The following is a 15230-nucleotide window of genomic DNA, read 5'->3' as shown; positions in this document are numbered from 1 at the left end:
TCTGCTACTGCTGTAGGTGTTTTAGGGTTTGGATCAGTACCATTTGGATTACCATCTTTATCACAATCCAATAATTTCCATGCTGCACTTGTATTACTTAATACCTGATCTACTGCATTGTAGCTACAACCATCTAATGGGTTTGTATTATCAGCTGTCGTTGCTGGGTTATTGTCTGTACCTGTAACCTCTTTGTAGTTTGTTACACCATCGCCATCACAGTCACTATTTCTCCATGCCGTCGTTGTACTTGATAATACTTGATTCGGTCCCCATACACAACCATCTGTAGGAGCAGGGTCTGTATTGTCTGGGTCTCCATCGCCATCCAAGTCAACTACGACAACCTGAAAACATTTTGGAGCTGAAATGGCAAAACATGCCCCGTTGACATCAGTTGTGATATTCTTACCGATTGTTAAGTTATTAATAATACCACTATAATTAATAGCATATATCTTGTAAGTTCCAACAGAAGTGGGAGTAAAACTTGGGGTATATGAAGGGGCACTTAAAATTTTTCCATTTCCATCAACTAGCACAAATTGCGTTGTATATTCAGGACTTGTGTTATTTCCAGATATCGTTGCTGTCAAATTACTACCAAGGGTAACAGTATTTATGGAAGTACAGACAGGGGGGCTTATTTCAAAACATTTTGGTTGAGAGGTTGCCACGCAACTTCCTCCAATGCTATTAATTTGAGTACCAAGAGAAAAATTGGGTAGACTAATAGCATTGGCATCATAATTAATAGCGTAAATTTGATATGTAGTCAAACTACTTACGATGGGCGCAATAAAGCTCCCAACGTTATTTGATGACACAATATTACCAAGTGCATCTGTCAAAACAAAGATAGTCGTATAAGCCAAGTTATTTCCAGTAACAGTTGCCGTGAGAATACTTCCAGAGCTTGCAGAGGTACAAGTCAATGAGGGTAGTATATTTACGGTAGGCCTTATCGAAGAAGGTAGCGCTCTTTTGTTAAATCGTTTTACATTACTGCCTACAGTGCTTTCAATATTAGAAAAAGAGACAGTAGCTGATAAACTTATGATTGACAAAACAGACAAAACTACCCGAGTAAAAATAGTATTTGCTCTTTTCATTATTAGTCTTGTTAAGTGTTCCTACTTAGAACTAAAAAAATCAGTCAACACCATTTGATAATAAATACTGTTGCCCTTCATAAGTTTAGTTTAAACTACCAGCATTAGCTGCACAGGTAACTGTTAATATATAAGTAGCAATTTTACAATTAGTACCTGTATTATCACATACCTGAATACAGTAATAGTAAGTACCTGCCGTATTAGGAGCCGTAAATGTATATACCCCTGAAGTTGAGTTAACACTTAAATTACTCGAAGAAGGAAGCGGTAATATACCTTGAACACCTGAAGGTGCAACACAACCACTTGCAGGAATACTATAAGTGTAAGGAGTTACTCCACCAGTTGGAACAGTTTCTGTAGGGGCATCTCCAGTCACGGATGAACCAGCAGGTACTGTTTTAGAAGGGTTGGTCACTGTAAGAGTAAATGCATCCCCAACTGATAGTGTATAGACGGAATACGTATCAGGCGAAAGAGTATTTGTGGTTGTTATAGAACCTGTACTAAGACTTGCGCCTGCATCTGCAGAAGCAGGAATATTGACCCATTGGGTTCCATTCCAACCTACTATTTTTACGCTTGTCGTACTTAAAATACCCGAATTTGCGTCCCATGTCAAAGTTATACGAGTAGGATTAGAGCCATTGATATCCCAATACTCAACGTTGCTTACATTTGATACACCGGAGGCCATAGCAGAACTAGAATAGCCATCAGTGGTGGGGTTATTACCAAAATAAGCTGCATCAATTGGCGAAGTTGCAGAAGCTGAACTAACACCCGCAGGACGTAATTTTGAACCGTTTCCGATGGGAAACGTAAATGCGGTTGGCAGATATGTTTTAACATAACCATTCACATGAGAGGTGTTTGTTGCACCTGTATAGCTAGATGTCCCTACAAAACTTAGATATCCCTTTTGAGCAGTTCGTTTTGTTAGGATGGCATTACTGACAAAGGAGTGTTGAGCGTTTATAATGCTCATCTCTAAACCTTGTCCGATATAAGTATTGCCAAATGTCCCTAATTGACCATAAATATTTATGGTACCAATAAGACAAAAAATAAAAAATATAGATTTTTTTAGCATGGCTTCCTTGGTTTAGTAAATGAAGAGACTACCTATAGTAATCTTTTTGCATAAGTGTAACCATATACCATTCCATTCCTTACTAATGGGAAAAACTTGAAAATATACCATTCGCCTGTATTAAATGCAATCGTGCCATCAACTAACTCCGAAGTGACATTTTCAGTTACTATATTTAGTGCATCATTATTAATAACGAAATAACTAATGGCATTACCAAGAATAGTTGTATTGACGCCACTAGGATAGGTTCTTGTAACAAGACTGTAAGAAATATTGCTAGAAGTAGTATTGACAAGCTTTGGAGCATAAGTATTTCTAATAAAGTCCAATCTTAAACCTTTAATAATCACAGCATTACTAATACTACCACCACCAACAGTCATGGCCTCAGATAATAGTCTGGATGTGGTGTTATCAGTACCAGATTCTGCAATTGGCCCTAACATTAAAGGAGTGGGTGTACCTGGGGCCTCAAAATTTGCAGTTGTAGCCTGATACATAAAAGAACGTTCCTCTCCAACTGCCCATGAGCTACTAGCACTACTACTACTAGAAGTGGTACTTATACGAGCCCAGGCGCTTCCATCCCAATAGTAATAGCCAGGTACAATATTATTGGGTGCTACACCAGCTGTAGCAGTATTGTACACCAAAAGACCTGTAGCAGGTGAGGCAATTGTAACAGCATCGGTTTTACTGGTCAATGCAACCCTTGTCAATAAAACACCTTTGTTGGTGGATTCAACCTCAAAAATTGCTGAAGGCGTGATGGTAGTAGGATTGTTGCCTACCTTGACTTGACCAGTAACTGAAAATGCGAAAGTCAACGCAATTGCATAAGCAAATGCTTTAAATACATTAGAAAGTTTCATAAGTATATATATTAAAAATTGAAAAAATACATTAGACGGAATTGTCAAATTTATAAAAAACTCAAAACTGAGTTGAACAAAGAAAGATGTTGCTTAAACACCTACCCAAATATTGAAGGGGTCAAAAATTTGTATGACTGTGAATAGTATTTTATGTGATTAAAGAGAAAGTTAAACTACTGCTTTGTTCAAGGAGTATAAACACAAGAAACATAGGAAGTCGATATGAGTTTAAAGTTTCCTCCAAATGAAAAGATATTATTTGAAGACTTTTACCATTCCGATTTGCATAAAATCTGTTGTTCATCGTTCGAATAATTTGAGAGGAAAAAACTATAGATCATTTCATATTCCTCTTTTTTTTGTTACAAAATTTTAAATAACAATAACTATGCACAAAAAAACAGAGCTTTTGTGTAATAATAACTTATCAAATATCAATCCAGCGAAAAAGCCAATAGGTTGTTTATTAGATGAACAACTGGAGAAGGTGATGAAATACAAGTGATATGTTCAAACTAACAACACAATTGCTCATTCCATATTATTTCCTCTAACACTCTGGATTGTTTTCTGCCAAAATCTTCAATTACTTAAGTATCATAATGTAAAATCAGTAGGAGTTAGTAAAATGTATTCAGAATGTTGGTAGAAATAACTTTATCATTTTTGCTTATAGTATATAGCTTAATGTCTATTACTATTAAGATTGATTTTGCCTACTAACTTAGTTGAATATATACAAGGCTTTAAAGATTTTATATTTGTTGCAAAAATTGTTTTAGTTCATATTTGAAAGCTCTTCCTATCTTAATCTCCTTTCCACTTAGGACTAATGACCCTTTTCCAAGTTCTACACGTTTTATGTAGGAAGTATTGATTATTTGAGACTTGTTTATTTGGATAAACATGGATCCTAATTCTTGTTTGAATTTTTTTAAGGTCTTTTTTCTGACAAAAACTTTGTGATATGTTGTATTAATAAATGTGTAATTTCCTTGAGCTTCTATAAATAAGATTTCTTCAAACCGAATTTTTATAGTTTGATGGTTCCGATTAAAGACCTCGATGTATTGGGTAAGTTTAGGAGGATAGGCGCTTATTAACAGGTTAATCGACGATTTAAAAGAGAACTCATGAAGAGGCGTACTCAAAAGTAAACTTTTGGGATGCTTACTTATCAGCTCATTTATCGCATTATCAACAACCTCGACAATAAACAATATTGGAATTTCTAATAAAGCCTCTTTAGTAAATATTTCGAATAATGGATTTTCTGATGTTTTGACGTCTGTGATAATCAAATCGATTTGATTTAGGTCCAAATAGTAGTATATAGTTATTAAATCGTTTGCAATCCCTACACAAGTATGAGACTCCTCATCTAGGAGTGATAAAATGTGTTTGGCTACAAGATTGTCGGCTGTAACAATCAAAGTTTTGACGGGATAATTGACTCTGTTTTTATTTTGCATAGTTCTTAAGTATGTTTCTATAAATAGATAAATCACATAATTGATACTTGATGTGACCGCTCCGAGTATCAATAAAAAATGACAATAAGCGATTCGAGGTGACGAACTACTATTTTTGTTAGAATTATCTAATTAGATTACTCCACTAAAGAGTATCTTCTGATAATTCATTGAGGTGTATTTTTGAGGTAATTCAAACACTTTTACGACCAAACTAAGTGCATGTATTCGCTCTTGTTATTAGAACCTTGGTAATGACAAATTACTCATATATTTTTTGAATGAGCGTATTTCTAGTTTAATGCAATGATGATAAAATAAGAAATTTAATATCGAACCCACATAAATATACGTTATCATTTTAGTCATCATATATTTTTAAAAATAGCGGTCAAACTAAACAGTAATTCTGGTGATTAAGATGAAAGTAAATCGCTAAATGACTTGCTGGCTAAATGACTTTAAGTTGTGATGTTTCAAATTTCTCATATTAAAAAAAACTAACCCAAAGTAGGAAGACGTTAATAATGATGAATTACATAATAATGATGACGAATTACAATTTTGTAATACATGAGGATAGAATTTTAGCAATCAAAATTAGTTTGAGGAATGTTTTGTAGTATACGATTTGAATAATGAATCTTAGGTATAATAGTTGATAAGCCAACATAGAAACGATATGCTTTTTAGGATTTTAAGAGAAAGTTAGTGAAGAATAATTATTTGGAAATATCTGGAAAATAAAAAGAACTTCTTTGATTCATTGGATATATTCGCCGTCATTTATTCGATAGTGCTCATAATGGTAAAGCAAAATGTACCCTCAGTTCAAGCAGTGTATTTTAAAATACTCATATATTTGTCTTAAGATGTCAAATTATAAAGCTTGAATAAATCCGAACCTATTTTATTCAAAATATTATTTCAGGCAACCTAAAGTCTGCCATGAATGTCTATTGCATACGTATATCAAGTTGGTGGGCAAAATTAAATTCGAATATTAAGCTCTGGACTTTCGGAAAAATATCTCTCATGAATTCAAATAAACTATTTTTCTTTGTTCCTACGGCTTATAGTCTAAAGTCTATTAATTCAATTTTATTTTGCATTAATATTTAAACTAATGTGTCAATAATTAATCTCTAACATTCTAAATAGTATGGAGCGGAAATTAAGTCAAAAAAAACTATTAGTTATCGAGGATGATGATGCTTTTGATATGTGGATTGGGCTAGTACTAACTCAATTAGAAATCATAGATTTTCATAGAGTAAGATTAGCTGAGGATGCTTTGATTTATCTTGAAAATAATTGTCCTGACTTAATAATTTGTGATATCTTTTTGGAGGGTGAGTTAACAGGTATAGATTTTTTAAAGAAAATACAGCATTTTTCTATTCCTATTATTGTAGTGACCTCGTCTACAAGTCTGTTAGTTTATAGAGAAGTCCAAAGGGTTGAAAATGTAATTTATATGGTCAAGCCTTTTCAACCAATAACCTTCATTGCAGCGATAGAGAGGTTATTACTTCCCAATGGTCAATTTTTTAATGAGCCATTTATTTTTGTAAGGGTACAGAATAAACAGTTGAAAATATTTTTTAAAGATATATTATACTTAGAGTCTGATGGTAACTATACATATATCCACACCCGTGAAAAAAAATTAGCCCTACTCAAAAGTATTTCTAAACTTTTAGATGAACTTGATAAAAGGTTTGTAAGATGTCATAAAACTTACGCTGTAAACAAACAGCATATTATTGCAAAAACTACAACACAAATAGAAATTGCCAAAACCTACCTACCCATAGGAAGGAGCTACCAAAAGATTTTAGAAAGTGAAATAATGTCGTAGAGAATAGAATCGTTCACTACTTGAATGATAAGCCCTATCTTATATTATACCTCGAACGCTTTGATGTGAATAGCCTAAATGATTAAATCAATATTTTTTATCTGGTTCTCCTCACAAAAGGCCTTTGGAAACAAATCTACTTAGGTCTATTTCACATTATTAAATATTCAATAGAATCAGTACCATCGATTATTAATGTTTTGTCTTTGTTCTAAACTTCATAGTCTAACCAATGAATGCGTCTCGCTACTTGCAGTTTTTTATCATTATTTTGGTGGTCTCTCTTATCCAAAGCGAGTACAGTGATGCAAAGAGAGAAATTAAGAATTTGGATGAAAAGAAAATTGAGGAAGAAATCCGAGTTGCTTCATCATTTATCAATAATAATGAAGACAGTGCAAAATACTATCTTAAAAAAATAGATATAATAACTAGACCTTTGCCTAATCAATTTCAACGAGGTAAATTTTTTTTGGTATTGGGTAATTACTATTTATTCCATTCAAAAATTTCAGCAGCAGAAGAAAGCTATAGGAAAGTGCTAGAAATAGCAAATCACATTGATAATGGAAGAAGGAGTTTATTGGTACAACCAGCCCTTTATTCGCTTGGTAATCTGGCAACGAGAAAAGGTAAATACTTAGAGGGTATCAAATATTTTTTGGAAAATGAACAACAATTACTAACAGTTCAGAATGTCAACGAGCTAAGTAAAAAACAAGATTTTTCCTATTTAAGGCATATTCTATGTAACAATTATTTTGCATTATGTACAATATATTTTTCTCTAAGTAATCAGGAAAAAAGTTCTTATTATCTTAATAAAACATACCCCTATTTATCACGATATAGTGATACGCTTTATTATTTTGTTTTTAAGGGTATGCTCTCCAATGGTAAACAAGGTCGATACTATTTTACGAAAGCATTAGATAAAGCAATCCATGCAAAAGATTCCACAGCAATTAAGGAAAACCTAAGTAACATTGGTCTTACGCTTTTGGCTGAGAAAGAATATAAAAAAGCTATTGATTATGCTTACAAATCTATCAATATAAAGCTAAACCTTGACGATACTGACCCAAGTAATTATCAAAACTATTATATTTTAGGTATTTCCTATTTGTTCATAAAAAAATATGGCGATGCCGAGAAATTTCTAAAAAAAGCACTTGTTTATTATCAATTAAAGCAAGACAAAAACTACGAATATAGAACGCTCTTTTATTTACGAGATCTTTATGTTGCAACCGGTAATCACAAAAAAGCTTTGTCTTATTTCACTAGAGCTCAAAGTGTGAAAGATTCTCTCATAGGTATTAACAAACAAAATCAAATTGCACAGTTAGGCCTAGATTTTGAACTCAGTACCAAACAGAAAGAATTAGAGAATGAGCATAAATTTGAAATACTTATTTTTATCATTTTAACCATACTTGCTCTTTTATTATTAAGTACGATTGTTGCTTATTTCAGAATTAAAAATACTAGAGATTTATTAGCTACGCAGAAGAAAATAGTGGAGCAACAAGCAATTCAACTCAGTAAAGCAAATGCTACGAAAGATAAACTATTTATCATTATTGGCCATGATTTAAGAAGACCAATCAATAACTTAGTAAATTTTCTTTATTTGTTAGAAGATGACTATGTCGTTTCTCCCAGCTATCTTCAGAAGTTGAGATATAATCTTGATGGAGTTCAACTAATCCTTGAAAACCTATTCAAATGGGCTGAATCACAAATGAGGAATTCAGCTCCAAAAAGGAATCCAATTTCTATTGACTTGATAGTAAAAAACGTTATTTCTCAGCTGGAGGATAATTGTAGTCAAAAAGAAGTTAAATTGATTAATAGTTTGAATGGTGAAAAGATTAGTGGAGATGAAAATTATTTACAAATAATCTTTCGTAACATTATTAGCAACGCTATAAAATTTACCTCCAAAGGGGATAGTATTCATATTTATTCTGAGGTCTATGCTAATGAAACCCACATTATAGTCCAAGATACAGGTGTAGGGATTGATGAAAAGCAATTAAGAAGTATTTTTGAATATCCCTCACCACGAACGGGAACTAATAACGAAAAAGGCTCTGGATTTGGGCTAACTTTATGTCGAGAACTGATTCATAAAATCGAAGGTGATATTATTATTCAGAGCACTAAAGATGAAGGTACCTCTGTTGTACTTATATTTCAAAATGCTTAGGTATCTTTCATATTATTTCTATTAATGAATTATATATATTCATTACTATACCCAGCTTTTTTTAAGTAGATATATTTTTTTGATAATGAGACATTTGCATTTTTATCCATCTTAAAAAGCTGAATATTCTATTCTCAATATCTGTATCTGTCAATATTGCTTGCCGGAATAATTCTTGAATCACATTTATACCCTTTCTAAGAAAACTATTGGATTTATAACCATGCTTTTTATTTTTAATTTTTTGTACTTTAGCGTGAAAGTAAATTCCCATACTTATGCAAACGGCATATGATATAGCGACTAAGGCAAGGAGTTTTTTAATCTTTTTCAAACATTTTAAATGCGTTTTTTCTAAGTTAAAACCTCTACCTTTCAATCCTTGAAAACAAGTCTCAATAGTCCATCTTTTAGCATATAGTTGCCCCATAAATTCTACATTTACTGTACCCAATAAATATAAAAAATCACCATTTTGCAAGGCCTTGACCCAAACATTGGCCACTACACCATCTACAAGACAATCTCTTAATATCACAGCTTTGTTAATTTCTAAATTCAAGCTCTCTATTTTGCACACACTACCATTTGGTTTTCGTAATAAATGATGTTTTGGCAAGCGCATTACGAAGTTTATACCATTTGTCGGCTTCCCATTTTTAGTACAGTTTAAAAATATACATAATCTGGTTGTTTTGATTATGTTTTTAACCCTTCTTGGGCTGAGTGTAGCGTAGCGGAACGAAGCCCAAGAAGGGTGTTTTGTTTTTTCATTCTATAATCTACTGGGCTCATACCACCTAAAGAGACATGCGGGCGAACGAAATTATAATCCCTCAGCCATAGATCTGTTTCTTGGCGAACTTCCTCCAAAGAATCAAATGCATAAGCATCTAATACATGTCTGCGGTAAGTTTGGTTAAATCGCTCAATGTAGGCATTTTGTGTTGGTTTCCCTGGTTGAATATTTGAAAAACGATGTCGTTCATCTGACTCCATTCTTGCGCTAGCTTTGCTACAAATTCTGGCCCATTATCCATTCTAATCTTAGTGGGCTTGCCATATTTGTTCACCAAATGGCGAAGAATATAAATCACCCTACTACTCTTGAACGAGTAGTCTGTCTCTATGAAAAGTACTTCTCGATTGTAATCATCTATCACATTAAAGCTTCGGAAGGAACGTCCGTTGCTCAAAACATCACTCATGAAGTCTATGCTCCAAGTATGAGTAAAGCTCTGTGGAACTTCTAAGGGCTCTTTTATCCTAGCTGCAAGGCGTTTTTTAGCCTTTCTACGAATAGAAAGTCCCATCTGCACGTACACCCGATGTACTCGCTTATGATTGAAGATATGACCCGCATTGCGCATACGGTGGTAAAACTTCCAAAAGCCTTCACGAGGATGATTCTTACTCAATTGTGATAATTCATCCATTAACACTTGATCGTTCTTAACGGATTGATAGTTTAAACTGCTTCGGCTCGTTTTGAAGATACGGCATGCCTTGCTAATGCCTCTTGGATAGAGTTCTTTCAACTCTCGCACAAGTGCTCGCTTGACACAAGGCTTTAGAGCTTTTTTTCTATGACATATTTGGCCATATCCAACTCTAAGGCTAGGTCAGCATACATGCGCTTGAGTTTGGCGTTCTCTTCTTCAAGTTGTTTGACCTTCTTGAGTTCGCTAGCTTCCATGCCCCCATAACGCTGACGCCATTTATAAAATGTTACCTTGCTGACCCCATATTCGCGAACAATGGTGTCTAAGGACTTGCCAGATTCAAATTCCTTAAGAATCTTGGCAATTTCGGTCGGACTAAATTTGCTGCTTTTCATAATACTTACCTAAAGTTAAAAAATATCACACTTTTTAAACTTTTAATCCGTACTATTTTTGGGGAACCTTACAGATAATAGTATTCACAAAGATCATTACGACCGAATGCATGAAAAGCTTACCCAAAACAAGTCTTATGCCAAGCGAATGGTACGAATACGAAGTAAGACCGTCGAACCCGTGATAGGGACACTTGTGAATTTTATGAACATGAAACGAGTGAATACACGAGGTATCAAAGTCAGCAACAAACATGTATTAATAGCAAGTTTAGCTTACAACTTGCAGAAATATTTACGCTTCATTGTGAAAAAACCAGATATATTAGCCCAAGCTATTGCCCTTTCAGAAGGAGAAATTTATGCCTCTCTTAAAAGCGTATCAGTATTCATCAATAACTCAATTTTAAGCGTTTCAAATTTGAGGATACTTTGCAAAAACTAAAAAAACAGACCTCTCTTAAATCGCTTTAAAAGAGGTCTGGATGTATATTCTGTAAGTAAATTTTTAGGAAAAATGAGTTGTGCAACAGCTACCCATGTTAGCGGTAGTATTTTTCTGTTAGTTAAACGATTGTCTATATTCCAAAGGCGACATTTCGGTTTTCTTTTTGAAAAGTCGGTTGAACGATTGTGGTTGTTCAAAACCTAATTCGTAGGCAATTTCGCTTACTGACAAATTTGTTGTTAAAAGTTTTTCTTTTGCTTTTTCAATCAGTTTTTCGTGAATGTGTTGTTGGGCATTTTGTCCTGTCAGCAAACGCAACATATCGCTTAGATAATTTGCAGAATAATTGAGTTGGTTGGCTAAGTATTCAACTGTCGGTAATCCGTTTTTTAGTGTTTCTATATTATTAAAATAATCGTTCAAATGGTTTTCCATTTTTGTAAGCAAATCATTGTTTACGGCTTTTCGGGTAATGAACTGGCGTTCGTAAAAACGATTGCAATAGTTCAACAGCAAATCAATTTGCGACAGAATTATGTCTTGTGTGTGTTTGTCAATATGCTGATATTCTTTTTCTATTTTTTGAAAAATCTCAACAACATTTTGCTCTTCCTGTTGCGAAAGGTGCAATGCTTCATTTAGGGAATATGAAAAGAAGCCGTAATTTTTGATGCTGCTTTGCAATGGGTGTCTTTTCAAAAAATCAGGGTGGAAAATCAATACATATCCAGTTCCAATTGTTTCGTTAAAAGCGTTGGTTTCATCTACTTCAACAGATTGAACTTGTTTGGGTGCAATAAAAGTCATTGTTCCCTTGTCAAAATCGTAATACTTTTGTCCGTATTTTATTTTTGATTGGATATTGTTCTTTAGCGAAATAGTATAAAAATCGGTAGAAAAACGTTTCCATACATCTGAATTTACAGCGTGTATTTCAGAAACCAAAACCACACTTACCAACGGATGCAAAGGCGGTGGAATTGATAGTAAACGATGAAATTCCGATAAAGAGATAATTGTTTGCATACCTGTATAAAATTCCAAAAATGATTAAAGAAACAATTTCTATGATTAGCCAAAGTAATTGTTTTGAAAAAATCCGTCTAAAACAAATCCCAATAATCGGACTATTACAATCCCCAAAGTTAGAAAAAACAATACGGCACACACCAATAGTTTCCAATTACTCCATTGATTGTAAAAAATGAGCAATACTCCCAATCCAATCAGAATGCCCCATTTGACTCGCATTTCAATCATTTGATAGGCATTTTTGGGCAAAGGACTTTTGCTGATTATGTTTGGTTTGTATGTTGCGACACCACCTACCATAAACAAAACTGTCCCAATTATTTTTATAAAAACAGTCATTATTTCGACAAAAGGTTTTCATTAAAGAATAGGATTAGTTCGTTCAACGCTTCTGCTGTTGCTTTGGGTTGGTCGTATAAATCGTAATGGCTTGCACCTTTTACGATGTGTATTTTTTTGTTTTTTGAAGCTGCTTTGCTATATAAATCGAATCCGTCTCTGTAAGAACCGAAAGCTCCAACTTTATCACCAACGATAACCAACAAAGGCTGAGTGAGCAAAAATTCGGCAAGATGAAAAGCGTCAAACATTATTAGATTTGACATACTTGTAAAAAGTAATTTGTTGTTTGAAGTGGGATATTTTCCTCTTGATGTTCTGTAATAATCAATGGCTTCCAACATATCAAATTCGTCTATTCCTGTTTGTTTTGCTTCTTTAACAGAATTAGGTGTCCATTGTGTAATCATCGGCTCTGTTCCATTAGCTTCTGCCGTTCGTTGTGCAGAAACAGCTTCTAATGTTTCTAAAAAATTTGCTTCTCTAAATGCTCTGCTTGCATTAGTTCCTACAACTGTCCCAACTGCTTTTATTCGCTTTTCCGTCATTGCAGCGTTTGCTGCATAACCGCCACCAGCACAAATACCCAATAAACCAATACGGTTTTTATCTACAAAATCCAATGTTGTAAGGTAATCCACTGCACAGCGAATATCTTCCACACGAGCAGTAGGTTCTTCCAAATATCTCGGTTCTCCACCACTTTCGCCTTGAAAAGAAGCGTCAAAAGCCAATGCTATAAATCCATTTTGGGCAAGTTTTTTAGCATATAAACCTGCGGTTTGTTCTTTAACACTACTTCCCGGATGAACACAAACAATAGCCGGATAATTTTGTGTTTCGTCAAAATTGTCGGGCAAATGAAGATTGGCAACTGTGTCCCAATTTCTGTTTTTGAATTTTACTTTTCGCATTGTTTTATTCTTTTAAGTTTTACAATGCAAAATTCGTAGTCCTTTAAAAAGTAAATGTTTCCTAATCAAGGTTGTTTGTAACCAAATCGGGGTAAGGTGTCGGGGTAATATTACCGCTAACGGGCAGGGCTTTATGCAGGTTGGGCAATAGCAATCCGTCCGCCCACACAACCGCTGCCGATTGAAATTATGATGTTGAAGTTAAATACAAAAGCTCAAAGTTGCCGGTCCAGCCCCGAACCAATGCTTGGCTTTGCAATTGGCTGATGTTTGCTGGTCATGCCCAACTTGCATAAAACCCAATGTTGTGCGTTCGCTTTTTGTCATGCGATGCAAGGCGTTTGGCTAAAACTAATCCCTTTTCTTTCGTCAAGTGTTAGAAATTGTCCGCCTGTAAAAAGTGGTTTTTGTCTTACGATTTGCTTAAATCCTGATGACTTGAAACTTATACTTCCTTCTTGCAAGGCAATGTTCCATTCATAAATCCACTGATTTGTTTCTTGTTCTACTTTGTCAACAAGATAAAGGTCTGCTATTTCAAGCATATCTGTTGTTCCTCCGCTTCTGTCAACGTTCATTGTCAAAGCAAAGGCGTCTTTGAAAACTAAAGTACAAGGCGAAACCCAAAAAGAAAAAGCTTGTCCAGGCTTTATTGGATTAACCCATTTGAAAATATAGTCAATGTCAAATACTAAGTTTGTTGTACCAATTTCATCTACAGGCAAAAAGGTCAAGCCATAAATACTGCAGTCATGCCAGCCCATTTGTTCATAATCGTCCTGTGTCCAGATATTTTTGTCGAGTGTAAATGTGTTTTGGTTTTCAGTCACGATGTATTGTCGATTTAATAAAAGTCAAGAAATTTTAAAGGTTAACGAGATTTCTCTAAAGTGACGCACAACGAACAGGGCTTGCTGTCAGTTTGGGCATTTGAAATTCGTCTGCCCCTAACTGAAGTTGATGATTGCAATATTGCTGATGTTTTATTCAATTGCCAAATTTATAACGTCAAGCTGGAACTGAAGCATAATAGCGAACAAAAAGTTGATGCTAACAACGTCAAGCCCAAATTGCAGCAAACCCAATGTTGTGTGCCGTTTTTTTGTCCACCGACAAAAAACGCTAACCTTTTAATTTGTTTTGCTCGTCAAGATAATTGCTTCGTCAATGTCCTTTATGCAACCTTCAATAAGCTCAATTAATGTGTCAAATTCATAGTCAGCCGAAAAGCTAATTGTACTTGCGTCACCTAAACAAAATTTATTGTTTGTCCACCGAAGTGTGTTAAAATCTCTTTGTCCTAACCATAATTCTTTGTCGTCCCACCATTCAAAAATTGTCAAGTCGTCACAATGGTGAAAGCCGATAATTAAGTCATAATAGAAGAAATCAGCCACTTCGTAAAGGTCAACAAGTTGTTGGATTACTTTTATGTCAACAGCATTGTCAATGGCTCGTTTAGTGAATACTTCAATTTGCTCTTTTGTCGCTGGTTTAATTTTATAATTCTGACCATAAACCAACTTTGTCAAAAGTGATTTTATTTTCTGTTGGTTCGCATTCATTTTTATCGGTCAATATGATTTGTCAAACTGCTATTGTCAACTTGAGGCTGGTCCGTAAAATGGCACACAACTCCTAAATATGCGAAAGTTTTGTCGTACTTTTTGTATTGTTTGTTACAGATAATCCACACCGATTAATATATCTCAAGCCTGTTGTGGGGATTGTGTTAACCACTTAATTGATTAGAGATATCTCATATCTACAAATTATTCAAATTTTATTTTTAAAACTACCGAAAAATAAGAATTGGGGAATATTGATATTTTATTACCCTAAGTCAATTTAACACCTTCCGACTCTGAATAACAATAAAATAAAACATGAGTCATCCCGAATTTTTCGTGAAGACTTTTAAAAAAGAAACCTCCTTGTTTACTTTGTGAATCACGACAAACACAAACAAACAGGAGGTTTCTATGCATAAAGCATTTCTACAAAATAATGACATAAAATCGAGTAAGTC

13 protein-coding genes and 1 pseudogene are annotated in these 15230 nt (G+C 34.2%); 3 read left to right on the top strand and 11 right to left on the bottom strand.

Translation table 11 applies throughout. The features are described 5' to 3' along the window. The 4 genes from QM524_RS25805 to QM524_RS25790 form a co-directional block, all read right to left on the bottom strand. Positions 1 to 1112: hypothetical protein (locus tag QM524_RS25805; RefSeq protein ID WP_283346890.1), on the bottom strand; the 1112-nt coding region annotated here is incomplete at its 3' end. Positions 1113 to 1197: 85 nt separating this feature from the next. Then, positions 1198 to 2208: a hypothetical protein gene (locus QM524_RS25800; protein ID WP_283346889.1), complete on the bottom strand. Its 1011-nt coding sequence runs from the start codon at positions 2206 to 2208 to the stop codon at positions 1198 to 1200. A 32-nt stretch (positions 2209 to 2240) separates the two neighbouring features. Beyond that, positions 2241 to 3083, bottom strand: coding sequence for a hypothetical protein (locus QM524_RS25795; protein ID WP_283346888.1), 843 nt, complete (start codon positions 3081 to 3083; stop codon positions 2241 to 2243). A gap of 758 nt (positions 3084 to 3841) precedes the next feature. Then, positions 3842 to 4558 carry a LytR/AlgR family response regulator transcription factor gene (locus QM524_RS25790; RefSeq protein ID WP_283346887.1) on the bottom strand — a complete coding sequence of 239 codons (717 nt, stop codon included), beginning with the start codon at positions 4556 to 4558 and terminating at the stop codon, positions 3842 to 3844. A gap of 1162 nt (positions 4559 to 5720) precedes the next feature. Between QM524_RS25790 and QM524_RS25785 the strand changes: the two genes are divergently transcribed. After that, the gene (locus QM524_RS25785; protein WP_283346886.1) at positions 5721 to 6419 is read left to right on the top strand and encodes a response regulator transcription factor; all 699 of its coding nucleotides are present in this window, start codon (positions 5721 to 5723) and stop codon (positions 6417 to 6419) included. A gap of 232 nt (positions 6420 to 6651) precedes the next feature. Beyond that, a complete protein-coding gene (locus QM524_RS25780) occupies positions 6652 to 8631 on the top strand; it encodes an ATP-binding protein (RefSeq protein ID WP_283346885.1) in 1980 nt (659 codons plus the stop codon). 61 nt (positions 8632 to 8692) lie between these two features. On the opposite strand, the gene QM524_RS25775 is transcribed toward QM524_RS25780, so the two are convergent. Then, on the bottom strand, positions 8693 to 9256 hold the full coding sequence (locus QM524_RS25775; protein WP_283346884.1) for a transposase: 564 nt from the start codon (positions 9254 to 9256) through the stop codon (positions 8693 to 8695). Positions 9257 to 9408: 152 nt separating this feature from the next. Continuing rightward, positions 9409 to 10468, bottom strand: a pseudogene (locus QM524_RS25770) (IS3 family transposase); the annotation flags it as partial. Between the two features lie 58 nt (positions 10469 to 10526). On the opposite strand from QM524_RS25770, the gene QM524_RS25765 reads away from it, so the two are divergent. Beyond that, positions 10527 to 10913, top strand: coding sequence for a transposase (locus QM524_RS25765; RefSeq protein ID WP_283346883.1), 387 nt, complete (start codon positions 10527 to 10529; stop codon positions 10911 to 10913). A 117-nt stretch (positions 10914 to 11030) separates the two neighbouring features. Here the strand turns inward: QM524_RS25765 and QM524_RS25760 are convergent, their stop codons facing one another. The 5 genes from QM524_RS25760 to QM524_RS25740 all read right to left on the bottom strand — a co-directional run bounded on the left by QM524_RS25760 (position 11031) and on the right by QM524_RS25740 (position 14766). Continuing rightward, entirely contained in the window at positions 11031 to 11942 is a 912-nt protein-coding gene (locus tag QM524_RS25760; RefSeq protein WP_283346882.1) for a helix-turn-helix domain-containing protein, read from the bottom strand. A gap of 45 nt (positions 11943 to 11987) precedes the next feature. Further along, a complete protein-coding gene (locus QM524_RS25755) occupies positions 11988 to 12287 on the bottom strand; it encodes a DUF4345 family protein (RefSeq protein WP_283346881.1) in 300 nt (99 codons plus the stop codon). Continuing rightward, entirely contained in the window at positions 12287 to 13201 is a 915-nt protein-coding gene (locus tag QM524_RS25750) for an alpha/beta hydrolase (protein WP_283346880.1), read from the bottom strand. Before QM524_RS25750 ends, QM524_RS25755 begins: the two co-directional genes overlap by 1 nt. A 323-nt stretch (positions 13202 to 13524) precedes the next feature. Next, on the bottom strand, positions 13525 to 14031 hold the full coding sequence (locus tag QM524_RS25745; RefSeq protein ID WP_283346879.1) for a hypothetical protein: 507 nt from the start codon (positions 14029 to 14031) through the stop codon (positions 13525 to 13527). Between the two features lie 300 nt (positions 14032 to 14331). Then, complete coding sequence (locus QM524_RS25740) at positions 14332 to 14766, bottom strand: hypothetical protein (RefSeq protein WP_283346878.1); 435 nt, start codon at positions 14764 to 14766, stop codon at positions 14332 to 14334. Positions 14767 to 15230: the final 464 nt, after the last annotated feature.

It is taken from the genome of Flectobacillus roseus, from assembly GCF_030056595.1.
Lineage (GTDB): Bacteria > Bacteroidota > Bacteroidia > Cytophagales > Spirosomataceae > Flectobacillus > Flectobacillus roseus.
Note: the sequence above shows the minus strand (reverse complement) of the source record. Positions and strands in the feature narration are given on the sequence as shown.

Excerpts from the sequence above, each read along its gene's own strand:
- QM524_RS25795 (WP_283346888.1), bottom strand. The coding sequence starts at position 3,083 with ATGAAACTTTCTAATGTATTTAAAGCATTTGCTTATGCAATTGCGTTG.
- QM524_RS25755 (WP_283346881.1), bottom strand. The coding sequence starts at position 12,287 with ATGACTGTTTTTATAAAAATAATTGGGACAGTTTTGTTTATGGTAGGT.
- QM524_RS25775 (WP_283346884.1), bottom strand. The coding sequence starts at position 9,256 with ATGCGCTTGCCAAAACATCATTTATTACGAAAACCAAATGGTAGTGTG.
- QM524_RS25740 (WP_283346878.1), bottom strand. The coding sequence starts at position 14,766 with ATGAATGCGAACCAACAGAAAATAAAATCACTTTTGACAAAGTTGGTT.
- QM524_RS25760 (WP_283346882.1), bottom strand. The coding sequence starts at position 11,942 with ATGCAAACAATTATCTCTTTATCGGAATTTCATCGTTTACTATCAATT.
- QM524_RS25790 (WP_283346887.1), bottom strand. The coding sequence starts at position 4,558 with ATGCAAAATAAAAACAGAGTCAATTATCCCGTCAAAACTTTGATTGTT.
- QM524_RS25780 (WP_283346885.1), top strand. The coding sequence starts at position 6,652 with ATGAATGCGTCTCGCTACTTGCAGTTTTTTATCATTATTTTGGTGGTC.
- QM524_RS25750 (WP_283346880.1), bottom strand. The coding sequence starts at position 13,201 with ATGCGAAAAGTAAAATTCAAAAACAGAAATTGGGACACAGTTGCCAAT.
- QM524_RS25800 (WP_283346889.1), bottom strand. The coding sequence starts at position 2,208 with ATGCTAAAAAAATCTATATTTTTTATTTTTTGTCTTATTGGTACCATA.
- QM524_RS25785 (WP_283346886.1), top strand. The coding sequence starts at position 5,721 with ATGGAGCGGAAATTAAGTCAAAAAAAACTATTAGTTATCGAGGATGAT.